The sequence below is a fragment of the Prevotella multiformis genome, assembly GCF_018127985.1.
Taxonomy (GTDB): Bacteria; Bacteroidota; Bacteroidia; order Bacteroidales; family Bacteroidaceae; genus Prevotella; species Prevotella multiformis.
The window spans coordinates 1,158,614-1,182,000 of record NZ_CP072358.1; the positions used below are offsets into that span (position 1 = coordinate 1,158,614).

Annotated in this window: 14 protein-coding genes and 1 pseudogene; 5 read left to right on the forward strand and 10 right to left on the reverse strand. The window is 53.7% G+C overall.

Annotated elements, in window-relative coordinates; genetic code table 11:
- Positions 1 to 2: 2 nt before the first annotated feature.
- The 7 genes from J4864_RS10775 to J4864_RS10805 all read right to left on the reverse strand — a co-directional run bounded on the left by J4864_RS10775 (position 3) and on the right by J4864_RS10805 (position 10,077).
- Positions 3 to 1,766, reverse strand: a complete 1,764-nt coding sequence (locus J4864_RS10775) for an ATP-dependent DNA helicase (RefSeq protein ID WP_211814875.1) — start codon at positions 1,764 to 1,766, stop codon at positions 3 to 5.
- Positions 1,767 to 1,781: 15 nt separating this feature from the next.
- Entirely contained in the window at positions 1,782 to 4,307 is a 2,526-nt protein-coding gene (locus J4864_RS10780) for a transglycosylase domain-containing protein (protein WP_211814876.1), read from the reverse strand.
- Positions 4,308 to 4,397: 90 nt separating this feature from the next.
- Entirely contained in the window at positions 4,398 to 5,309 is a 912-nt protein-coding gene (gene miaA, locus J4864_RS10785) for a tRNA (adenosine(37)-N6)-dimethylallyltransferase MiaA (protein WP_211814877.1), read from the reverse strand.
- A gap of 108 nt (positions 5,310 to 5,417) precedes the next feature.
- Positions 5,418 to 6,188, reverse strand: coding sequence for an acyl-ACP--UDP-N-acetylglucosamine O-acyltransferase (gene lpxA / locus J4864_RS10790; RefSeq protein WP_211814878.1), 771 nt, complete (start codon positions 6,186 to 6,188; stop codon positions 5,418 to 5,420).
- A 16-nt stretch (positions 6,189 to 6,204) separates the two neighbouring features.
- Positions 6,205 to 7,593: a bifunctional UDP-3-O-[3-hydroxymyristoyl] N-acetylglucosamine deacetylase/3-hydroxyacyl-ACP dehydratase gene (locus J4864_RS10795; protein ID WP_007367464.1), complete on the reverse strand. Its 1,389-nt coding sequence runs from the start codon at positions 7,591 to 7,593 to the stop codon at positions 6,205 to 6,207.
- Positions 7,594 to 7,765: 172 nt separating this feature from the next.
- Positions 7,766 to 8,806, reverse strand: a complete 1,041-nt coding sequence (gene lpxD / locus J4864_RS10800; protein WP_211814879.1) for a UDP-3-O-(3-hydroxymyristoyl)glucosamine N-acyltransferase — start codon at positions 8,804 to 8,806, stop codon at positions 7,766 to 7,768.
- Between the two features lie 50 nt (positions 8,807 to 8,856).
- Positions 8,857 to 10,077 (reverse strand): HD domain-containing protein, encoded by a 1,221-nt coding sequence (locus J4864_RS10805; protein WP_211814880.1) that lies wholly within the window; start codon positions 10,075 to 10,077, stop codon positions 8,857 to 8,859.
- A 587-nt stretch (positions 10,078 to 10,664) separates the two neighbouring features.
- Here J4864_RS10805 and J4864_RS10810 point away from each other — a divergent pair.
- The 3 genes from J4864_RS10810 (at position 10,665) to J4864_RS10820 (ending at position 16,406) form a co-directional block, all read left to right on the forward strand.
- Complete coding sequence (locus tag J4864_RS10810; protein ID WP_246479466.1) at positions 10,665 to 13,055, forward strand: DUF3943 domain-containing protein; 2,391 nt, start codon at positions 10,665 to 10,667, stop codon at positions 13,053 to 13,055.
- 129 nt (positions 13,056 to 13,184) lie between these two features.
- Positions 13,185 to 15,653, forward strand: a complete 2,469-nt coding sequence (pheT, locus tag J4864_RS10815) for a phenylalanine--tRNA ligase subunit beta (protein ID WP_211814882.1) — start codon at positions 13,185 to 13,187, stop codon at positions 15,651 to 15,653.
- A gap of 12 nt (positions 15,654 to 15,665) precedes the next feature.
- The gene (locus J4864_RS10820; protein ID WP_007367469.1) at positions 15,666 to 16,406 is read left to right on the forward strand and encodes a YebC/PmpR family DNA-binding transcriptional regulator; all 741 of its coding nucleotides are present in this window, start codon (positions 15,666 to 15,668) and stop codon (positions 16,404 to 16,406) included.
- Positions 16,407 to 16,995: 589 nt separating this feature from the next.
- Here J4864_RS10820 and J4864_RS10825 read toward each other — a convergent pair.
- Complete coding sequence (locus J4864_RS10825; RefSeq protein WP_211814883.1) at positions 16,996 to 19,299, reverse strand: transglycosylase domain-containing protein; 2,304 nt, start codon at positions 19,297 to 19,299, stop codon at positions 16,996 to 16,998.
- Positions 19,300 to 19,462: 163 nt separating this feature from the next.
- Between J4864_RS10825 and pyrB the strand changes: the two genes are divergently transcribed.
- Together pyrB and pyrI are read left to right on the forward strand one after the other, a co-directional pair.
- On the forward strand, positions 19,463 to 20,410 hold the full coding sequence (gene pyrB / locus J4864_RS10830; RefSeq protein WP_040554505.1) for an aspartate carbamoyltransferase: 948 nt from the start codon (positions 19,463 to 19,465) through the stop codon (positions 20,408 to 20,410).
- A 193-nt stretch (positions 20,411 to 20,603) separates the two neighbouring features.
- Positions 20,604 to 21,059, forward strand: a complete 456-nt coding sequence (pyrI, locus tag J4864_RS10835) for an aspartate carbamoyltransferase regulatory subunit (protein WP_007367474.1) — start codon at positions 20,604 to 20,606, stop codon at positions 21,057 to 21,059.
- Between the two features lie 163 nt (positions 21,060 to 21,222).
- Here the strand turns inward: pyrI and J4864_RS10840 are convergent, their stop codons facing one another.
- Both J4864_RS10840 and J4864_RS10845 read right to left on the reverse strand, forming a co-directional pair.
- The gene (locus J4864_RS10840) at positions 21,223 to 21,768 is read right to left on the reverse strand and encodes a hypothetical protein (protein ID WP_211814884.1); all 546 of its coding nucleotides are present in this window, start codon (positions 21,766 to 21,768) and stop codon (positions 21,223 to 21,225) included.
- A 643-nt stretch (positions 21,769 to 22,411) separates the two neighbouring features.
- Positions 22,412 to 23,374, reverse strand: a pseudogene (locus J4864_RS10845) (cysteine peptidase family C39 domain-containing protein); the annotation flags it as partial.
- Between the last annotated feature and the right edge of the window lie 13 nt (positions 23,375 to 23,387).

A 23,387-nucleotide genomic window follows, 5' to 3' on the forward strand; every position in this document is an offset into this window, starting at 1 on the left:
TTCTATTGCTTCCGGTAAGTTGCGGGTTTCAGCTTTTTCAGCCGTTTCAGTGCCGTGGGGTTGTCGGGGCAGAGCGTGACGGCTTTCTCGTAGTTGGCTATGGCCGCCTCGGTCATGCCCTCGTGTTCGCATTCCTTTCCCATCATGACATATTCCACAGACAGTTTTTTGAGATATGCTTTCTGTTCCTCCATCTGCTCTTTCAAGCGGCCGTTCTCGTCGCGCAGCCGGTTGATGACATCCAGTTTCCGCCGTATGAGGCGTTTCGCCGCAGGACGTTCTATGTCGTACCGGCTGTGGATGGCGAGGAAGAAATTGTGCAGGAAGGCATCGAAGTCCCCCTTGTCGAATGCTTTTGCGGCATCGGAGTATTCCTTGTCCGCCTTGCTCTGCCTGAGCGCTGCCGATATGATGTTGTGGTCGTTGTAGTGTCTGGCAAACTGTACCACCTCGCTCCTGACGAACACCTCGTTGCGGCGGAGCGGCTCTTTGAGGGTGATGCCTTCCAGACTTGTACAGCGTGAGAGGGCGACATAGGCCTGTCCGCCGGCGAAGACACCGCCCGTGAAGTCGATGTTGACATTCCGGAAGGTCAGCCCCTGACTCTTATGCACCGTGATGGCCCATGCCAGCTTGATGGGGAACTGCACGTAGGTGCCGATCTGCTCCTCCACGATCTTCTGTTCGGTTTCATTGAAATGGTAGCGTACGTTCTCCCACATCTCCCGCTGTACCTGCAGGTCGTCGCCGTCTTCTGTGTGTATGTAGAGCAGGCCGGCCTCTTCGTCAATGCCGATGACGAGTCCCAGCGTGCCGTTTACCCACTGCTTCTCCGTATCGTTCTTGATGAACATGACGTGTGCGCCTGCCTTGAGGTTGAGCTCGACGGGCGTGGGAAGACTGCTCTCCGGAAATTCTCCTTTGACTTCACCGAGGAACGTCACGGGGTCACCTTTGAGGCTCTCCAGTCCCTGGTTGTTGATCCAGTCTACCGTGTCCCGCCGGGTAGACAGGGTGATGGTGAAGGTTTCTTCTGCCTTTTCTATCTGTGTCCCGACACGGGTGTTGATGTATCTGATTTCTTTCTCGGAGACCTGGTTGGTACGGATATGGTCGAGGATGGAAATGAAGGAGGGGTCGCTCTGCCGGTAGACTTTATTCAGTTCGATACTTACCAGCGGGTAGTCCTGGAAGACTTTGGCATCGAAGAAGTAGCTGCTGGCATAATAAGGCTGCAGGAGCTGGCGGTCTTCCTCCTTGAGGACAGGTTCCAGCTGGTAGATGTCGCCCACCAGCAGAAGCTGTTTTCCACCGAACGGTTCACGCATGTTGCGGTTGTAAACACGGAGTACTTTGTCGATGAAGTCGATGATGTCGGATCTGACCATGCTGATTTCGTCGATGATAATCAGTTCCACTTCGCGCAACAGCTTGCATTTGTCACTGTTGTATTTCAGCGTGCTGCGGAGGTTGCGTCTCGTGTATCGTTTGTCGGTGGGGACAAGCGGATAGAGCGGGAGTTTGAAGAAGCTGTGCAGTGTGCTGCCGCCGGCATTGATGGCGGCAATGCCGGTCGGTGCGAGGATAACGTGTTTTTTCTTTGTGGTCGCAGCTATATACCGTAGAAACGTAGACTTCCCTGTTCCAGCCTTGCCGGTCAGGAACAGGGAATTGTTTGTGAACTGGATGATCTGGAGCGCCTTCTGTAACTCCGGGTTATCCAGGTCTATCGCCTTTGCATCTATGGCTTGGTTCTTCTGAGACATTGTACTTTGACGGGGTTATATCTCCATGTCTTCGCTGTGTGGCCGCTTTGCCTTCTTGATGATCTGTTGTGTCTCGTTGCCGTTGTTGCCGTGCCGTTCGGGTGCAGGTTGCGGGGCGGTCTCCAGTTCGAAGCCTCCTTCCTCGTTTCCTTCAGCCCCCTCTTCGAGGACTTCTTCCCCTTGTTCCTGATGATGGTGGCGGGCCGACGATGCGCCGCGCAGCGAATCGGGCAGCTGACGGCGGACAACCACCGGCTGGCAATTGTACATGGTCGGGTCTATGTCCTCGTCGGGATCCAACTGCCATTTGGCATGATACTTCTGGAAAGCCTTGTCGCGCATGAGGCTGTAGATGAACTCTCCACAGACAGGCAGTGCGGTCTTCGAACCCTGTCCTAATGCTCCTGTACGGAAGTGGATGGAACGGTACTCGCCACCGACCCATGCACCGACGACGAGGTTGGGGCTTACGGCCATGAACCAGGCGTCAGAATGGTTGTTGGACGTACCGGTCTTGCCTCCCCAGTCGGTGTCGTTGAAGATGAAGTGGCGCAGAGCCTGACTGGTTCCGCCGGCTTCATTCACACCGCCCTTCAGCATCTCCTGCATGAGGAAAGCCGTACGGTAAGGAAGGGCTTTCTCATGGTCTTTCGGTGCGACGTAGACCTCATTTCCGTCTTTGTCGAGGATGCGTGTGACGACGACCGGGACATGATGTTCTCCGTCATTGGCCACGGTACCGTAGGCATTGACCATCTCCAGCAGGTTCACGTCACTGGATCCGAGAGCCAGTGAAGGCTCGTCGTCCAGCGGACTCTTGATGCCCATGTCCTGAGCAGTACGGATAATGTTCTTGATGCCCATCTCCTGACCGAGCCGTACTGCCACGGAGTTGATGCTGCGCCCGAAGGCACTCTTCAGCGTGAGGGAGTCGTTGGAGAATCGTCCGTTGGCATTGTGTGGTGTCCAGGTCTTCATCTGTCCTGTCTTCTTGTCGAGTACCTGCATGCTGATGTACTCATCACGGCGTTTGTCACAAGGTGTAAGTCCCTGGTTGAAGGCCTCTGAGTAGACGAAAAGCTTGAAGGTAGAACCCGGTTGTCGCTCGGCCACGACCTTGTCATACTTCCACGTCTTGAAGTCGATGTCACCCACCCAGGCCCGCACGGCACCTGACAGTGGCTCCATGGCCACCATCGCACAGTGCATGAACTTCACCATGTAACGGATGGAGTCCATGGAAGACATCTCCTTTTCAATCTGTCCTTTCGCATAGTCGAAGAGCCTTACCTTGTGGGGCTTGTTGAGATAATAAAGCACGCTGTCAGGCTGGCTGGGGTATTTCTGCACCAGTTTCTTATAGAACGGCTGGCGTTCCGCGATCCCTTCGATGAAGCCCGGTATCTCATCTCCCTTTGCATCTCGCCATGGCTGCATGCCGCGCCAGTGGTTGTCGAATTGCTGCTGTACCTTCTCCATCTGCTTTGAGACAGCCTGCTCGGCATACTTCTGCATACGTGTGTCGATGGTGGTGTAAATTCTCAGTCCGCTGCTGTAAAGGTCGTAGCCGTTGTCCTTCATCCAGTTCTTGAGATAGTCGGCGACATACTCGCGGAAGTACTGTGCCTGTCCCTCATAGTTCTCTTCGACATGTATATCCAGCTTCAGCGGCTGCCGAGAGTATTCGTCATACTCGTTCCGGGGAAGTGCATTATGCGTCACCATATTGTATAATACGGTGTTGCGGCGGCGTATGGAGTTCTTGGCATGGGTAATCGGATTGTAGTAGGTGGTCGCTTTCAGCATGCCCACGAGTGTCGCGGCCTGGTCGACCGACATCTTTGCAGGAGTGGTGTTGAAGTAGGTCTTGGCCGCGGTCTTCACTCCGTAGGAGTTGTTTCCGAAGTCGACGGTGTTGGCATACATCGTCAGAATCTCCTTCTTGGAGTAGATCATCTCCAGCTTTACGGCAATGATCCATTCCTTGCTTTTCATGATGAGCATGCGGAGACCCGGCACATGTCCGAGCAGTCCGGCAGAATACTGCGTACGGACACGGAACATATTCTTGGCCAGCTGCTGCGTGATGGTCGACGCACCACGTCCGTCGCCGCGGGTCACTGCATCCTTGATTGCTCCTCCGATGCCCATGAAGTCGATGCCGTGATGACTGTAGAAGCGTTCATCCTCTGTACTGATGAGCGCCTTCCAGAAGGCCGGAGTCACTTCTTCATACTTTACCGGTGTACGGTTCTCCTTGTAGAATCTGCCGATAAGTACCGAATCGGCACTGTATATTTCAGATGCTGCGTAGGTCGGCGGCGTCTTTATTTCCACGAAGCCCGGTGACTTCCCGAAGAGCCACAGGAAGTTGATGTCCACCATTCCCAGGTAGAGGAAGATAGCGACAAAGAACGAGACGATGCCTATTGCGCCTTTTGTATACCAGGCACGCCCTTTATAAAGTCTGGCATACCACGGGAAGAAGTGAATGACACCACGGATAATGCTCCTGATGAACTTTGAGAATTTCTTTACCATTGATTGACAATCTTCGCGTTGATAATTTCCTTGTCAGCTTTATAAGGAAGCAGTGCGGCAAGGAAGTCTACTATCTGTCTGCAAAAGTAGTTATTTACTTGTATCTGATAAAGCAGTGTGGATATATTTTAAGATTTCTTCAACGTTGTCGGGTTCGAACCACCGGAGCCCCGCATCCTTTTTATACCATGTAAGCTGTTTGCGGGCATACCGTCGTGTATTGCTCTGTATTTTGAAGATGGCTTCATCGAGCGTTGTCAGCCCGTCGAGGTACTCGAACAGTTCCTTATATCCCACGGTGTTGAGCGAATTGAGTGCCCGCTTTGGATAGACGCGCAGCGCTTCCTCGATCATTCCTCCGTCGATCATCTGTATGACACGGCGGTTGATGCGGTCGTACAGTTCTTCCCGGTTGCGGTTCAGTCCTATCTTGAGGATGTTGAATGGGCGTTCTTTGCTGGTGTCAGAACGAAAGGAGGTGTAGGTCTTTCCTGTCTGTATGCAGATTTCAAGGGCATGGATGACACGGCGTGGATTGTTCCGGTCGACGGTCTCCCAGTGTTCGGGATCCAGTTCTTTCAACAGTCCGCACATCTTCGCAAGTCCTTCCCTCTCCAGCCTCCTTTTCATTTCCATGCGTGTCTCCGGCAGAATGGTCGGTATGTCGTCGATTCCTTTGCAGACTGCGTCGATATACATCATCGATCCGCCGGACAGGAGTGCAACAGAGGAGGGCATGCTGCGGACCAGCTTCAGCACCTCCTGTTCGTACAGGCTTGCCGAGTAATAATCCTCCAGATGTCGGCTTCCCACGAAGTAGTGCCGCACTCTCCGTTGCTGTTCGGCGGTCGGAGCGGCTGTGCCGATCGGTATCTCGGAGAATATCTGACGTGAATCGGCATTGATGACCGGTACATTGAAGTGTTCGGCGATACGCAGTGTCGCTTCGGTCTTGCCTACTCCTGTAGGGCCTGTGATGACGATGAGTGTTTTGTCTTTCAAGATGATGGGCCTCCTCGGAATCCATCGGAGGGTGCGTAGGCGGTGATAAGTTGGGGTAGGCGGTGATAAGCGGGATAGGCGGGGGTAGGCGGTGATAGGGGGAACCCCTTACTTGATGATTCCCCGCTGTGAAGTCTCTGCAAAATCGATGATGTGCTGGATTTCCGGTGTGACCTGCAGCTCATTCTTGATCTTCGCAATGTTCTCCGCACGTGTGCCGGTCCCGTAGAGGATGCGGTAGGTGTTGTGTATCAGTTCGATCAGTTCATTGGAGAATCCCCGCCGGCGCAGTCCGATGAGGTTGATGCCCATGTAGCGTGCAGGCTCCTTGCCTACGATGATGTACGGAGGAATGTCCATGGAGAACCGGCAGCCCCCCTGTATCATCACATATCCGCCGATGCGGCAGAACTGGTGACAGAGGATATTGGCCGAGATGATGGCATTGTCCTCCACGATGACTTCACCGGCGAACTTCGTCGAGTTGCCGATGATTTCGCCCGAACCGATGATGCAGTCGTGCGCAATGTGTACGCACTCCATCAGCAGATTGTTGCTGCCCACCTTGGTCGTACCCTTCGATGCCGTACCGCGCGAGATGGTGACATTCTCCCGGATGGAGTTGTTGTCTCCCACCTCACAGATCGTTTCTTCCCCCCGGAATTTCAGATCCTGCGGTTTTGTCGATATGCTCGCTCCGGGGAAAATCTCGTTGTTGCTGCCCAGCCGTGCACCGTAGTTGATCGTCACGCTGTTCTGGAACACATTGTTGTCGCCGATGACGGTGTTCCTGTCAATATAGCAGAACGGGCCGATGATGTTGTTGTCACCAAGTTTTGCCTCTGGATGAACAAAGGCCAATGGGCTTATCTGGTTCATTGTTTCCTTTAATTCCTTACTTGTTCTTTACTATCTGTGCGGTGAATGTCGCCTCAGCGACAACATGGTCGCCGACGAACATATATCCTTTCATCGAACTGATTCCGTGGCGGACAGGTCCGAGCAGTTCGACGCGGAACAGCAGTGTGTCGCCCGGGACAACCTTCTGCCGGAACTTCACGTCGTCGATCTTCAGGAAGTAGGTGGACCACCGTTCCGGCTCTTCCACCTGTGAGAGGACGAGAAGTCCGCCGCATTGTGCCATGGCCTCTACCTGCAGTACGCCCGGCATGACCGGCTCCTGCGGGAAGTGTCCCTGGAAGAACGGCTCGTTGCTCGTCACGTTCTTGATGCCGATGATGCTCGTCGATCCCATGGCGACTACCTTGTCGACCAGCTGCATCGGATAGCGGTGGGGCAGCAGTTCGCGGATGCGGATGTTGTCCATCAGCGGTTCGTCGTTCGGGTCGTAGATGGGAGCCTGTACCTCGTGCTTGCGGATTTCCTTGCGCATCAGGCGGGCGAACTTGTTGTTCACCGTGTGTCCGGGACGTGTCGCGATGATGCGTCCCTTGATGGGCTTTCCTATGAGTGCCATGTCGCCGATGATGTCAAGCAGTTTGTGTCGTGTACACTCGTTGTGCCACATCAGCGGCTTGTGCTGTATGTAGCCGATGTTGTTGGCATCCATATGGGGCACTTTCAGCAGGTCGGCAAGCTGGTCGAGCTTCTCCTGCGACACCTGCTGCTCATAGATGACGATGGCATTGTCCAGATCGCCGCCTTTGATGAGGTTGGCCTGCAGCAGCGGCATGATGTCGCGTACGAAGACGAACGTGCGGGCCGGTGCGATCTCGGTCGCATAGTTCTCGATATTGTCCAGTGTGGCGAACTGGCTGCTGATGAACTTCGAGTCGAAGTTGCACATGGCCGTAATCGAAAACTGCTCATCCGGGAGGAGGGTGATTACGGAGCCGTTGTCGTCCTTGATCTCGATCTTCTTGCGGATGATGTAGTAGTCCTTCGGGGCGTTCTGGTCGATGATGCCCACCTCGTTGATTTTCTCTACATACATCATTGCGGAACCGTCGAGAATCGGAAATTCCGGGCCGTTGATCTGAATCAGGCAGTTGTCGATGCCCATTGCATAGAGGGCTGACATGCCGTGCTCTACGGTGCTGATGCGGACATCCCCCTTTGCCAGGACCGTTCCGCGCTGGGTGTCGACCACATTCTCGGCGACGGCATCGACGGTGGGCTGGCCCTCGAGGTCAATCCGTTGAATCTTGTACCCGGTGTTCTCCGGTGCAGGATTGAAGGTCGCCGTGAGGCTCAATCCTGTGTGAAGTCCTTTCCCGAAGAGGGAGAAGCTCCCTTTCAGTGTTTTCTGCTTGACAGTGTCCATGTATGTATATCTGATATTTCGCTGTTTCCGTTCCGTCTGGAGGCGGAAAGGCGTCCAGAGCTTTTAGCGGGGAGCCGGGGACGGTACCGGTCTCCGGTGTCCTGCCTGCGGTTTCCGCATGGTGCGAAGCGCTTTCCGGCCTCGCTGTCTCTTCTCGCCTGCGGACGTTTTGTTATCTGTTCTTTTTCAGTTCTTCAATCTCTTTCTGCAGGGCGTTCAGCTGTCTGTACATCTCCGGCAGCCGCTGGAAGATGGCCTGCGACTTGAAGTAGGGACGCTGTTCCATCGGCGGTGTGCCGATGAGCTGCTGGTTGCTTTTCAGGCTGCCCGGCACGCCCGACTGTGCGCCGAGGAATACTTTGTCGCCGATGGTGATGTGTCCGGCAATGCCTACCTGCCCGCCGAACATGCACCACTTTCCCACTTTCGTAGAGCCGGCGATGCCCACCTGGGCCGACATGACGGTGTTCTCGCCGATGTCGTTGTTGTGTGCTATCTGTACAAGATTGTCGAGTTTCACGCCCTTGCGCACGTAGGTGCTGCCCATGGTGGAGCGGTCCACGCAGGTGTTGGCGCCGATCTCGACGTCGTCCTCGATCGTCACGATGCCGATCTGTGGGATCTTGTCGTAGCAGCCGGTCTCCGCATTGGGAGCGAAGCCGAAGCCGTCGGCTCCGATGACCGCGCCGGAATGCAGGATGACGTTGTCGCCGATCTTGCAGCCGTGGTAGATGCTGGCGTTGGGATAGACGATGCAGTTGCTGCCCAGCTGTGCCCCGTCCATGACGGTCGCATGGGGGTATATCTGGCAGCCGTCGCCCAGCTTCACGCCGTCGCCGATGTAGGCGAAGGCGCCGATGTAGACATCTTTGCCGAGGGTCGCCTTGGGGGAGATGAAAGCGAGGGAGTCGATGCCCTGCCTTTTCGGTTTCATGCTTTCGTAGAGCTGCAGCAGCTTTGCCACGCAGTCGCGTGCGTTCTTCACCCGGATCAGCGTGGGCTGCACGTCTCTCTCCAGCTCTATGTCCTCGTCGACCAGGACGACGGACGATTCCGTATCATATATATAATGTGTGTATTTGGGATTGGCAAGGAAGGAAATCGCCCCTTTCCTGCCTTCTTCAATCTTGGCGAAAGTGTTGACGGTGATGTTCTCGTCACCTTCCACGCGGCCTTGTATGAATTGCGCGATCTGTTTCGCAGAGAATTCCATTTAAATTACCGTTTATGGGTTTTCAATTGTGCAAAGATAGGTAAATTTTATCAGAATCGTTGATAACAGAGGTAATATTTACATATTTTTTTAGACAGCAGCTCGATGTTGAGAATCTCAGAGGCTTCGGTGATGTCCCGTAAAGTGCCGTCTTTGTAAAGTATGCTGATGTGGTCGTCGAAAGGATTGTACATGTCTTTCTGCACCCTGTCGACCCCCACCAGATAACTGCTGTCGGCAAGGCTCACCCCGTACCGGGCGGCTATCTGTTCCTTCAGCCGGGTCATCTCTCCGGCGGTCGGTTCTTCCTCCCGTACCTCCACCTTGAAGAGTCTCCGGTTGACGATGTTTGACGACAGGCGTGCGAGAATCCGGTCGTCGTGTTGCTGCCACACCTTCAACGCACTCCATATATCGTTGTCGTCCAGAGCGATATAGTTGTCCAAGGCCTCGGCGTGGGTGTGGAATGAGCGGGCTGTGATGTCGTCGTACAGAAAATAACGCAGGGCAGGTGAAGCGAACAGCTCCGTTCCCGTCCTTGCCAGCTGCTTGGCACGGCGCAGGGCGTTGATGAGAATATGCTCGCAGCCCACGGTGGTCTTGTGCAGGTACACCTGCCAGTACATCAGCCGGCGGGAGGTGAGGAAATTCTCGATGGAGTAGATGCCGTTCGACTCCACCACCAGGGCATCGTCCACCACGTTGAGCATCTTGATGATGCGTGCCGACCCGATGTTTCCCTCTGTCACTCCTGTGAAGAAACTGTCACGGCGCAGGTAGTCCAGCCGGTCCATGTCGAGCTGGCTGGAAATCAGCTGGTGGAGGAACGACTTGGGGTATTCGTTCTTGAAGATGCTGATGGCGAGGTTCAGCGCACCGTGCATTTCACGGTTGATGCGGTCCATCATTATCAGCGAGATCTCCTCGTGGGTGATGCCGCTGATGAGGGTGTTCTCCAGTACGTGCGAGAAAGGGGCGTGTCCGATGTCGTGCATGAGGATGGCCGCCTGCACCGCCTCCGCCTCGCTGTCGAAGACGAACACGCCTTTCTGCCGCAGGGAAATGAGCGCCTCGCTCATGAGATGGAATGCTCCTAACGAATGCTGGAAGCGCGTGTGCTGTGCGCCGGGATAGACCTCCTGCGTGAGTCCCAGCTGCTTGATGCGTGCCAGCCGCTGGAGAAGCGGATGGCGGACGATGTCGAGCAGCAGGCCTCGCGGTACCTTGATGAATCCGAACACCGGGTCGTTGATGATCTTCGAGTCTGTCATCGTGCCTGTTTTGATTTTTCTGTCGTCGTTTGCCTGCAAAGATACCACATAATGCTGTAATGCGCAAAATTCTGTTGCGATTTCTTTGCAGGGCGGCTGTGGGGGAAGTCGCCCCTCCATCTACTGCCATCCGAGGCAGCGTGGCGCATTGCGAAATATGTTTACAATCCGGGCGGTTCTCACCCCCCTCTTTTATCTGTCATGACGAACGGTCTGAGGGCGGAGAACGCTCCCCTGTTCTGCAACATGGCGTTACTTGCGTTCTAATCTGTGCCCGATTGGACTTCAAGGGGTGCTTGTTTGCATGCCGACTGACGGTCGTTTGCACCGCAAGGGGGCGCCGTTTGAAATGATGATTATAACAGGTTGTCTGTTAGGTGTTTATGTTGTGATGGAAAAGCGGATGCGTGACGTTGCTCCTGTTCGGCCCTGATGGGACAGGAGGCATGGACGGGCTGTGTTTCAAAGGATCTGCCGGAGGATGATTTTTTATGACAGAATATACGTCTTTCCGTTACTTTATCGGTCATGGTGCCTCCCATAATCAGGAATATTTTGCTAACTTTGCACTGACAACAACTCTTTTTATGATGCGGAAACATCAGCTGATCATCTGGATAGTCTTGCTTTGCAATGTGTCGAATGCCGTTGCCCAGTCGAGTGCGGACACTGTCCGCGGGCTGAATCTCGGGCCGGTGGCGGCTCATGTGCGGGGGGAACTGACAGGTATTCAGGCGAGTATCATCGTAAACGATGCGCGTGAGGTGAAGGGAGTCCAGCTGGCGGGGCTTGGCAATCTCTGCCTTACACCCCTCTATGGTGTGCAGATTTCACCGTTGAACAACCTTTCCCGAGGTGTCAGGAAGGGTGTCCAGCTTGGCGGCCTCAACATCACTTCGGGGGATATGCGGGGCGTGCAGGGCGGTGTCTACAACTATGCCGACACGCTCTGCGGCGTGCAGATAGGGCTTGTCAATGTCAACGACCGCAATCCCAGGGGATTCCAGTTCGGTTTCATCAACCTCAGCAATGATCTCTCCGGCGTGCGTCTCGGACTGCTCAACGTCGGTCCCGCCACGACGACCGACCTGCTTGTCTTCGGAGGAAACAGCACGGCCGGGAACATCGCATGGCGTTTCCGTAACCGCAGTGCTTACAGCATCATAGGCACCGGGTTCTATTATGCCGATTTCGACCGCCGTTTCTCCGGTTCGGTCTTCTACCGTATGGGACGTTATTTCCCGCTTTCCCCGCGCCTGACGGTCAGTGCCGACATCGGTTATGCGCACATCGAGACTTTTGAAGAGAAATCATCTGACCGCCCGCAGCGGTTGTTTTCTCTGCAGGGACGTTTATCGATAGACTATCAGTTCGGCCGGCACGTCGGGGCATTCGTCACGGGCGGATACGGTCATACCCGCTGGTATGCCCATCATGAGAGGTTCCGCAACAAACCGGTCCTGGAGGCAGGACTGACGTTCCGTCTGACACCTGCCCACGATGAGCAGCCCGGTTTCTCGCACAGGATGAGAACGCTGGAAGAGGAGACGCTCGCCCTTGCCGGAGACAGCGCAGAAGCCGTCCGGCAGCAGCTTTTTGCCTGCCATGACCCCCGGGCAGGGAGGAGGCGTCCCTGGAGAGCCGTCGCCGAGGTGACAGGCATCAACCTGCTTGTAAACTCGGCCGACCGTTTCATGCTGCATTACGACTATGCGAAGACCAGCGCGGCGACCGTATGGCGCAATATGAAGAACGGCTTTGTGTGGGACAACGATTACTTTTCGACCAACCAGTTTGCCCACCCTTACCACGGCAATCTTTATTTCAATGCGGCACGCACCAGCGGCCTGGGATTTTTCGCCTCTTTTCCCTATGCACTCGGGGGCAGCCTGATGTGGGAGCTGGCCGGCGAAACCGATCCTCCCGCCCTCAACGACATCGTCTCGACCTCCATCGGAGGAGCCGCTATCGGCGAGGTGTTCTACCGCACCAGCAGCCTCCTTCTTGATGATCGTGACAGAGGCTTCTCACGCTTTCTGCGCGAGCTGGGAGCCGGTATTCTGAACCCCGTAAGGGCATTCAACCGCATCGTGACAGGACAGGCATGGCGGATCCGGTCGGATCATGCGCTGTACCATGACTTCATGCGTCTGCCTGTCGATCTCTCGCTTTCCTTCGGCGTACGCTATCTGGCCGACGGCGGGGCCATGACACGCGGAGAGTACAGCCCCTTCCTGAACGTCCACCTGGAGTATGGCGACGCCTTCAACGAGACGACTGTCCGGCCCTATGACTTCTTCACGGCCGACCTGAGCCTGATGCTGGGCGGCAGCCAGCCTTTTGTCAGTGGGATACATCTGATGGGCCGCCTCTGTTCCAGACAGATACGGAACGGTAATCATGTGAAGATGCAGGCGGGCATTTTCCAGCATTTCGATTATTATGCTTCTGAAAAGATTACCCACGGCTCGGACAACATTCCCTACAAAATCTCCGAGGCTGCGGCATTCGGTCCCGGACTGATCTACCGGATCAACGGAATCGGATCGCTGAAGCGTCTGGAACAGCGCATCTTCCTCAATGGAATCCTGCTGGGAGGCGTGAAGAGCGATTATTACAGCGTGCTCGACCGTGATTACAATATCGGATCAGGATACGGCATGAAGTCGTCTACCCTCATGCAGTTCCACCGTTTCGGGAAATTCTCTTTCCATGCGGCGTTCTATCACCTGTGGACGTGGAAAGGATACGAGGAGCGTGACCTGGCCGGGGTGGACCCTCACTTCTATAATGTCCAGGGCGACCATAGCCATGCGAGGCTGATCGTCATTTCGCCGAACTATCACCTTCGGCTCCGTCATGGATGGGAGCTTTCCGTTTCCGGAGCCTCCTACAGCAGGGTGACGACGTATCACAGCCATGACCAGGTTTATCTGCATACCTACGAAATTCTGTTAGGCATGGCCTACCGCTTCTGATTCTTCCGGTCGCCCCTTTGAGCGTTGACCGTACCTGCTCCTCCTGTTTTTTTCTTTTTATCCCTTTGCCATGTCTGGGAATTTTCGTACTTTTGCACGTATTTCGGAATATAACAACATATCGATAGAATGAAGATTTCATACAAATGGCTTAAGGAATACGTCGATTTTGACCTGACCCCGCAGGAGACAGCGGATGCGCTGACCTCCACGGGACTTGAGGTGGATGCACTGGACGAGGTGGAAACAATACGGGGAGGACTGAAAGGGCTCTTCGTCGGCAAAGTGTTGACCTGTGAGGCGCACCCCAACTCAGACCATCTCCACGTGACAACCGTCGATCTCGGCAAGGGCGAACCGCAGCAGATTGTGTGCGGCGCACCGAATGTGGCTGCAGGACAGAAAGTCATTGTGGCTGATCTGGGCTGCGTGCTCTATGACGGCGACAAGGAATTCACCATCAAGAAGAGCAAGCTGCGTGGTGTGGAGAGCTTCGGTATGATCTGTGCCGAGGACGAAATCGGCGTCGGTACGAGCCATGACGGCATCATCGTGCTGCCGGAGGATGCACCTGTCGGACAGCCTGCCGCCGAGTATTATCATCTGGACAGCGACTGGCTGATCGACATAGACATCACGGCCAACCGTGCGGATGCGCTGAGCCATTACGGTGTGGCCCGTGACCTCTATGCCTGGCTGACGCAGAACGGTTACAAGACATCGCTTCATCGTCCGGACTGCAGTGCCTTCAGGGTTGACAATCATGACCTTCCTGTCGATGTGACCATCGAGAATACGGATGCCTGCCGGCGCTATGCCTGTCTGAGCATAACCGGCTGCGAGGTGAAGGAAAGCCCGAAGTGGCTGAAGGACAAGCTGAATGTCATCGGTCTGCGTCCGATCAACAACATTGTCGACATTACCAATTACATCATGATGGCCTACGGCCAGCCGATGCACTGCTTTGATGCGGACATGGTCAAGGGGCAGCACATCATCGTCAAGGACAGGAACGAAGGCAAGAAATTCGTCACCCTGGACGGAGAAGAACATACGCTCGGGGAGCACGACCTCGCTATCTGCAATGCGGAAGAACCGATGTGCATAGCCGGTGTTTTCGGCGGGAAGGGTAGCGGGACCTACGAGACAACGAAGAACGTCGTGCTGGAGAGTGCTTATTTCCATCCGACATGGATCCGCAAGAGCGCGCGCCGGCATGGCCTTTCGACTGATGCCAGCTTCCGGTTCGAGCGTGGTATTGACCCGAACGGGGTGGTCTATGCGCTGAAGCAGGCGGCTATCCTCTGCAGGGAACTGGCCGGCGGAAAGGTCAGCATGGAGATACGTGACGAGTATCCGACGAAGATGGAGGATTTCTCCGTCCGGCTGAACTATGAATATTGCGACCGCCTCATCGGCAAGCAACTGGGGCATGAGACCATCAGGCGCATTGTCGAGAGCCTTGAAATGCGGGTGCAGACGGAAGATGCCGAGGGGCTTGACCTGCTCGTCCCCGCCTATCGCGTAGACGTCCAGCGTCCGTGTGATGTGGTCGAGGATATCCTCCGTATCTACGGATACAACAACGTGGAGATTCCGGCAGAGCTGAAGTCATCGCTCACGATTGCGGAAGAAGCCGACAGGAACTACCATCGGGAGAACATCATCGGCGAACAGCTGGTGGGCGAGGGCTTCTCTGAAATCATGAACAATTCCCTCTCCAAGAGCTCCTATTATGAGGGGACAGAACTCAATGCCTATCCCTGGGAGGAGACGGTAAAGGTAATGAATCCGCTGTCGGCCGATCTGGGCGTAATGCGCCAGACGCTTCTCTTCGGCGGTCTGGAGAGCATTGTCCGTAATGTGAACCGCAAGGCACAGAACCTGCGCTTCTTCGAGGTGGGCAATGTCTATAAATATAATAAGGAGAAATGGACGGAGGAAAGTCCCGTCAAGGCTTATGTGCAGGACTATCATATGGCATTATGGGTGACCGGAAAGCGTGTGCAGGGTTCGTGGGCACACCCTGACGAGGAGAGCTCTTTCTATGAGCTGAAGGCATACGTTGAGAATGTCCTCCGCCGTATCGGCATCGCACAGGGCCTGCTCGTCAGCGAGAAATCCGATAACAATGTGTTCGACAAGGCGATTGCCTTGAGGACACGGGCCGGTAAGGTGCTGGTGGAAATGGGTATTCTCAGCCACAGGCTCCTGAAGCGTTTCGGCCTTGAGCAGAAGGTTTACTATGCCGAACTGGACTGGGCCGGGCTGATGAAGGCCATCCGCAAGAACAGACTCCAGTTCCAGGAAATATCCAAGTATCCGGCTGTCAGCCGCGACCTTGCACTGCTGGTTGACGACAACGTGGAGTTCGCACAGATTGAGGAGATTGCCTGTCAGACCGATAAGAAGCAGCTGAAGCGTGTCGAACTCTTCGATGTCTATCAGGGAAAGAATCTGCCGGAGGGCAAGAAGAGCTATGCTGTCAATTTCATTCTTCAGGACGAGAGCAAGACGCTCAACGACAAGGCGATTGATGCCATCATGCAGAAACTAATCAAGAATTTAACAAATAAACTCGGAGCAGAACTCCGTTAACAGACAAATCCAATGGGTAGAGCATTTGAATACCGCAAAGCTACTAAGCTCAAGAGATGGGGTCACATGGCCCGTACATTCACCAAGTTAGGCAAGGAGATCGCCATTGCCGTCAAGGCTGGCGGTCCGGAACCGGAGAACAACCCTCGCCTTCGTGCCATCATCGCTACTTGCAAGCGTGAGAACATGCCGAAGGACAATATCCAGCGTGCCATCAAGAATGCGATGGGCAAGGATCAGAGCGACTACAAGGAAGTGCCGTACGAGGGCTATGGCCCTCATGGGATTGCCGTGTTCGTCGATACTCTGACGGACAATACGACACGTACGGTAGCGGATGTTCGTTCGGTCTTCAACAAGTTCAACGGCAACCTCGGCACGCAGGGGTCGCTCGCTTTCCTCTTCGACCATAAGGCGGTCTTCACCTTCAAGAAGAAGGAAGGGCTGGACATGGAAGAACTGATCCTCGACCTGATTGACTATGGGGTTGATGATGAGTACGATGAGGATGACGAAGAGGATGAAATCACGATTTATGGTGAGCCGACAAGGTTTGGTGATATTCAGAAGCACTTGGAGGACAATGGCTTCGAGATCACTTCTGCCGAGTTCACCCGCATTCCCAATGATCTGAAGGATGTGACACCTGAACAGCGGGAGACCATCGACAAGATGGTTGAGAAGCTGGAGGACTTCGACGATGTGCAGAATGTCTATACCAATATGAAGCCGGCGGCGGATGAGGAGGCATAATACCTCAGCTTCTTCCATGCAGCAGGTCTCGTTCCGACGGGTATATGATATGTACCATATCGGGCGATTCCTTCTGTATATAAACGCAGGCGGATAGATGACCGGCTGTCTCGGACAATGAGTCTGTTGCCCATCGGCAAATGCTTTTCTGGACTTTCCCGGTTTGAGAAAGTCCCTGATAAAAGCTTGAATCGGCTCTTCTAAAGGTTTGAATCAGTCCCTGATAAAAGCTTGAGACAATCCTGACACAAGCCTAGGGGTAATCATGGTAGTAGCCTGGCCAGTGCTGACGAAAGCATGGGTTAGTCCGATAAAAGTCCGGCGGCTCCGTCAGCAACATGGGATTGTATCCATAAAAGCTTGAGAAAGTCCCAAATGAAGAAGACCATTCCAAAACCCGTTTTCGGGTTTTGGAATGGTCTTCTTTGTATTTTCCCGGGAAGTGTTGCTTTCAGACTACGCAGGGGACAGTAGAAGAAGCCGCGCTTTCTCATGATACTGTATTCTGCTTCTCCATACGCAAGGCCGTCGGCAAGGGATTCTATTGTCTGCCCGTCTGCCAGCACATCTGAATCGTCAGCGGAACGGCTTAGAAGTATTCTTCCTGTATGCCGTTCACGTTGATCGTGTCAGCAGCCTGACAGGGATTGAATTTGGGAGGTATGGCAAACTTCGTGTTCTGGCTGTAGCCTAACCGTTTGTCTGCATAGATGCTTTGCATGTAGTAAGCCCAGACCGGCAGAGCGGTTGTGGCTCCCTGTCCCATTGCGGTGTTGTCAAAGTGGATGTCCCGGTCCTCACCGCCTACCCAGCAGCCGCTGACGAGATCGGGCGTGATGCCCATGAACCAGCCATCGGCATTGTTGTTGGTCGTACCGGTCTTGCCCCCGATGTCCGCAGTGAGATGATAAGCGTAGCGCAGCCGGCTGCCCGTACCTCCCTGAATGACGGCACGCAGCATGTCAATCATCTGATAGGAGCTGACTTCCGAGATGACCTCGGTCATCAGCGGCTGGAACTTTGCGATGACATTCCCATGGCTGTCTTCAATCTTCGTGACGAAGAGCGGCGCACAGCGGATTCCGCCATTGGCGAAGGTGGTATAGGCACTGGTCATCTCGCCGACGGATACTTCGCATGGCCCGAGACAGAGCACGGGGCTTGTGTTCTTGTCTATGTCAGGATTGTTCAGACCGAAGTCGTGCAGGATATTGACAAACTGTGACGGTCCGAGCAGATTGATCAGATAAGCAGAAATCCAGTTGTTAGACTGCTGCAAGCCCCACCGCAGCGGCACTTCCTGTCCGTAGCGGGCGTGTGACCCGTTGCGCGGTGTCCATCCGCCGTAGGTCCGTTGTACGTTCGGCGCCAGCGTGCAGGGTGTCATGCCGTTCTGCATGGCAAGTGCATAGAGGTAAGGCTTGATGGTCGACCCCACCTGCCGCCGACCGCCCATCACGACATCATACTTGAAGTGCTGGTAGTCGATTCCGCCCACATAGGCTTTCACGGCTCCTGTATGGGGATCCATGCTCATGAATGCGGCACGCAGGAACGACTTGTAGTAGCGGATGGAATCTATCGGAGACATCACCGTGTCTATGTCGCCATGATAGGTGAAGAGCGTCATCTCGTGGGGGGTACGGAAGCTGCGCTTGATCTCCTCCGGTGTAGCTCCCTGTTCCTTCATGCGCTGGTAGCGCAGGCTCTGGCGACAGGAACGGTTCAGTATCTCTTTGATGGTGCGCCGCGAGATGTTCGACGAGAACGGCGCATTCTTCTTGTAGCGGCTGGCAAGGTTGAACTGTGCCTGCAGGTAGCCGCCCACATGCTTGCGTACCGCTTCCTCGGCATACTGCTGCATTCGTGTGTCGATGGTCGTATAGATGCGCAGGCCGTCCGTGTTCACGTTGTAAGGCTCGCCGTTGCGTTTCGTGTTCTTGTTGCACCAGCCGTAGAGCGGATCCTGTTCCCAGGCGATGGAGTCAAGGACGAACTGGCGGTTCTGCCAGGCCTGGTAGTTCTCCCGTTCGGGTTTCTTCGCCATCATGTACTGCCGGAGGAAAGCCTGGAAATAGTCGGCCGAACCGTTCACAGGCTTGGCCTTTGTGAAGTGTATGGCCAGCGGCCGCTGCGACAGTTCCGCATATTCCTCCTTCGTGACGTATCCCGACTTCACCATCTGCATCAAGACCACGTTGCGGCGCTGCATGCAGCGTTCCGGGTGGCGGAGCGGATTGAACATGGACGGGTTCTTGCAGAGACCCACCAGCAGTGCTGCCTCCGTCACGTTCAGATTGCGCGGCTCCTTGTTGAAGTAGACATTGGCCGCCCGCTTGATGCCCACGGCATTGTGCAGGAAGTCGAAGTAATTGAAGTACATTGCCAGAATCTCCTCCTTCGTGAAGTGGCGTTCCAGCTTGACGGCAATGATCCATTCGATGGGCTTCTGCAGGAGTCGTTCCAGTGTGTTGTGTGCCTTTTCCGAGAAGAGCTGCTTCGCCAGCTGCTGGGTAATGGTCGACCCTCCGCCGGCACTCGCCTGCTGCATCACGCCGCGTTTCACAATGGCACGCCCCAGTGCGATGAAGTCGATGCCCGAATGTTCGTAGAACCGCTCGTCCTCCGTGGCAACAAGCGCATGGACAAGATGCGGCGACAGGCCGTTGTAGTCGATTGCCACACGGTTGTTGTTGTCCTGGTTCCATGTTCCGATGAGCTGCTGGTCAGCCGAATAGACCTGTGAGGCGAATTTGTCTATAGGGTTGGAAAGCTCGTCCATGTCAGGCATATAGCCTATCCATCCATTCCATACGGAAATGAAGAATACGGCGATAAAGCCTAGCAGGACTGTCAGGAATCCCCAGAGGAAATGTACGAAATGCCTTCTCATAAACTACGGAAATATTATGCAAAGATAATGTAAATCAGCGGATAAGCAAAATAAATGGATGTTTTTTTGCCGCTCGCAGAACTTTCCTTTTCCACGCTTCGATGGAAAGAAAATTAATATGTACCTTTACAGACGGAAAGAACCAAAACATCACAAGCAGAATATGGAAAAGCATAACTTTGTGAATATCCAGGGGTTGGACCGTGAGCAGCTGCTCTACCTCATCCGTATGGCACAGGAATTCGAGCGGCACCCGAATCGTGAACTGCTCAAGGGAAAGGTGATCGCAACGCTCTTCTATGAGCCGTCGACACGGACCCGTCTTAGTTTTGAGACGGCTGCCAACCGGCTCGGTGCGCGTGTCATCGGCTTTACGGATGCAAAGGTATCGAGCGTCAGCAAGGGCGAGACGCTGAAGGACACGATTCTCATGGTCTCAAATTATGCAGACGCCATTGTCATGCGGCACTATATAGAAGGTGCTGCGCAGTATGCCTCAGAGGTGGCTCCTGTACCGATCATCAACGCCGGAGACGGTGCCCACCAGCATCCCTCACAGTGTCTGCTCGACCTTTATACGATCTGTCAGACTCAGGGGACGCTCGAGAATCTGAACATCTATCTTGTCGGCGACCTCAAATACGGCCGGACCGTCCACTCGCTCATCATGGCGATGCGGCATTTCAACCCGACGTTTCACTTCATCGCGCCTAAGGAACTCGCCATGCCGGAAGAGTACAAGCTCTATTGCCGTGAACATGGCATCCGCTTTGAAGAGCACGAGGCGTTTACACCGGATGTCATCGCAAAGGCTGATATTCTCTATATGACACGTGTGCAGAAAGAACGGTTCTCCGACCTGATGGAATACGAACGGGTGAAGAACGTCTACATCCTCCGGCGTGACATGCTCTCGCAGGCCCGCCCGAACATGAGGATTCTCCATCCGCTGCCTCGTGTCAACGAAATCGCCTACGATGTGGATGAAAGTCCGCACGCTTACTATATCCAGCAGGCCCGTAACGGTCTCTTTGCCCGTGAGGCCATCTTCTGCCACTGTCTCGGCATATCGTTAGAGCAGATAAGGAATGACAGAACCATCATCAGATGAGGGAGACGGAATGACGGATGCGGACGGCTCCTCCCGGAGAGGATGTCCCCGGCGGTGCTCCCGATGCGTGCCACTGCCTTTACCTTCTCCTCCTCATCGACAGTTTCCGTGCCCGTCCCTCGTTTCCGGCAATTCCCTTCATCACTCGATAAAAAGCCCTCATTCCTCCAACCATTAATTCCATCCTGCAAAAATGTCAAAGAAAGAACGCCTTGTAGCCGCCATTGAGAACGGCACCGTCATTGATCATATTCCAGCTGAAAAGACCTTTCAGGTGGTCAACCTATTACAGCTCCAGAAGCTCTCCACGCCTGTCACCATCGGCTATAACTTCTCATCGAAGATGGTAGGCACAAAGGGAATCATCAAGGTGAGCGACAAGTTCTTCACCGATGATGAGATCTCCCGTCTGTCGGTCGTGGCACCGAACGTGGTGTTGAACATCATTAATGACTATGAAGTGGTAGAGAAGAAGAAGGTGGTGACACCGGACGAGCTTCGGAGCATTGTAAAATGCAACAATCCCAAGTGCATCACCAACAACGAACCGATGGATACGATCTTCCATGTCGTTGACAAGGCACATGGGATTCTGAAATGTCATTACTGCGATAAGGAACAGGTAATGGACGAGGTAGAACTGGTGTAGCCGCTCTCCTGCCGGCATGGCCCGTGCCTGCAGCGTGCATGGGCTTATGCGGGGCTGAGGCCGTCGGCAGTGGGGGCGATGTCTTTCCCCGGCTGCCGGATTCTGTCAGTATCGTCCTTTCCTCTGCTGAATGCCCTTGGGGCAGGGGCTTGCTGACGGGGTTTTACATTCTCGTCATGCGGTATCCCATGCGCTTCAGCTGTATGGCGGCGCCGAAAAGATAAAGCTGGTGAAGGGCGGCGACATAAGCGTGGAAGGCATCACTGCTGCCTGCGGCGACCGGCAGATGACGGAGCAGACTGTCGGTCCGGGCGGCACATTCGCCGACGACGGCTGTCAGCTGCTTGTGTTCGTCAGCGGTGAGGAGCAGCACTTTCTCGCAGATATAATCGTCCATGTGGTCATAGTCGATGCGGTCGCGCAGATAGGTGTAGAGGTTCTCTACCTTGTCGTACAGCTCCCAGTCTTCATCCCAGTATTTCGCTATCGCCATGCCGATGTACATCATCCAGCCGAGGGAGACGATGGGGTAAGCCGTAAATTCACGCATGCCGTCAGGCAGATAGGCTTCTGCTATCTTCTGCCATTTCTCTTCGATGTCTGCTGCTTCCGGCAGCATCTTGTCTGTAAGGTTCCTGCCCTGCAGGTAAGTGGAGAGGTCTTTCCTGAAATTCTCCTCGAATGGATATTGAGTCTGTCCGTTTTGCATTGTGCTATGTTTTGACGGCAAAGTTACGATAAAAATCAGGATTGTCTCCCCTTTCCATGCGAAATTCCGGGTTCTTCCGTTAAATGGATAGATGGGAAACAGGATAAAGGCTTATTCACTTGCAGGGTATGACTATACAAAATCAGATGGTCTTACAAAGGGGGTAAACTACGGGATAAAAATTCAGAAAAAGTAAATAGATATGCTGCCTGTCCATCGGCGTGTCTTTCCGTCTTCCACAGACAACTTATTCCCCTATCATCGGTATTTGTAAACTGTTTTCATGCAACGCAAGGCAACACATGCCCTTTTAGCTTCTAAAAGGTGCCTGATTGACTTGCAACTGATGCTCTTTTAGCGTGTTACCAACGCCCTTCTGGAGTCCAATCAGGCACCTGTCAGAAATGACTTAATAACCAATTGATCGACTGCCGGTTACCAACCTGCTTTTTGCACGTGTTTTTTATATTTGCAGATGATTTGTTTGGAATTATGTAATGGTTTTTCAAAACCTTGTCTGTATGCCCAACATATTAAAATGAAAAGGTTTTTGTAACAAAGGATGATGACAGGATGGACAGTTGACATCCTTGGCTATGTTTTTGTTGAATGAATGACTTCGGTTCTTTCGTTAAGGCTATGTGAGGAAGACGGCAAAGATACCGAGATTATAGACTGCCAGCACAACACCGAAGACAAGGAAGGTAAAAAATGAGAAAAGCAAACTAAGACTGCTCGATGTGAGGAACTGCTCAACCCGCCGATGGTCTTCAATGCGTTGCAAAAGGTCGCCCATCAGCTTGGTATCGAAGAACTTCATCGGTAGTTTCATCAGCTTGATGAAGAAGTCTGATATGAGCGAGATGTTGATACGGGTGGAGATGTGCAGGAGTATCTTTGAGCGGATAAAGTCAATGGCGGTACGACTGAAAAGAAGCATCATCTCTGCCAGCAGCACCAACCACACAAAGCCGACATCCTTTCCCCCTATACCTGTATCTACAATAGCTTGGGTGAGGAACGGGAAGACAAGTTGCAGGAGTGAGCCGAGTAACAAACCGAGAATGAGTTGCGTAAAGAAACGCTTGTATTTCTTGAGATAGCTCCAGAGAAATTTCACTCGCCTTTGAGTCGGCACTGCTTTCGTATCGTTTTGAGCATAGAATTGTTCTGTTGGTTCGAGGAGAAGAGCAATACCTTTCTCCTCGCCATTGGTCTTGGTGCTTATCCAATGCTCGCAGAACTCCTCCTTGGTATAGGTTATAAGTCCTTTTCCAGGATCTGCCACATAAACTTCATATCGATTACCTCTGCGTTTCTTTATCTTATAAACAACCACAAAGTGGTTCTGGTTCCAATGAATGATGCAAGGTAAGGGAACTTCTGACGTAAGCGTGTCAAAACTCAAACGACCACCGATAGTTTTAAAGCCTATCTCCTCTGCTGCTTTGCTGATACCAAGAAGAGACACTCCATCTTTGCCTAAGGAACAGATTTTCCGCAATTGCTCCTTATCAGCTTGCTGTCCATAATGTTTGGCTATCATTGCCAAACAGGAAGGACCGCAATCCATAGCATCTCGCTGTCGTTTTATTGCAAAACTCATTATTAAAATCAAA

Coding starts and splice junctions, on each gene's coding strand:
- J4864_RS10840 (WP_211814884.1), bottom strand. CDS start 21,768: ATGCAAAACGGACAGACTCAATATCCATTCGAGGAGAATTTCAGGAAA.
- lpxA (WP_211814878.1), bottom strand. CDS start 6,188: ATGAACCAGATAAGCCCATTGGCCTTTGTTCATCCAGAGGCAAAACTT.
- J4864_RS10780 (WP_211814876.1), bottom strand. CDS start 4,307: ATGGTAAAGAAATTCTCAAAGTTCATCAGGAGCATTATCCGTGGTGTC.
- J4864_RS10825 (WP_211814883.1), bottom strand. CDS start 19,299: ATGAGAAGGCATTTCGTACATTTCCTCTGGGGATTCCTGACAGTCCTG.
- pyrI (WP_007367474.1), top strand. CDS start 20,604: ATGTCAAAGAAAGAACGCCTTGTAGCCGCCATTGAGAACGGCACCGTC.
- pheT (WP_211814882.1), top strand. CDS start 13,185: ATGAAGATTTCATACAAATGGCTTAAGGAATACGTCGATTTTGACCTG.
- J4864_RS10775 (WP_211814875.1), bottom strand. CDS start 1,766: ATGTCTCAGAAGAACCAAGCCATAGATGCAAAGGCGATAGACCTGGAT.
- J4864_RS10805 (WP_211814880.1), bottom strand. CDS start 10,077: ATGACAGACTCGAAGATCATCAACGACCCGGTGTTCGGATTCATCAAG.
- lpxD (WP_211814879.1), bottom strand. CDS start 8,806: ATGGAATTCTCTGCGAAACAGATCGCGCAATTCATACAAGGCCGCGTG.
- J4864_RS10795 (WP_007367464.1), bottom strand. CDS start 7,593: ATGGACACTGTCAAGCAGAAAACACTGAAAGGGAGCTTCTCCCTCTTC.
- J4864_RS10820 (WP_007367469.1), top strand. CDS start 15,666: ATGGGTAGAGCATTTGAATACCGCAAAGCTACTAAGCTCAAGAGATGG.
- pyrB (WP_040554505.1), top strand. CDS start 19,463: ATGGAAAAGCATAACTTTGTGAATATCCAGGGGTTGGACCGTGAGCAG.
- J4864_RS10810 (WP_246479466.1), top strand. CDS start 10,665: ATGATGCGGAAACATCAGCTGATCATCTGGATAGTCTTGCTTTGCAAT.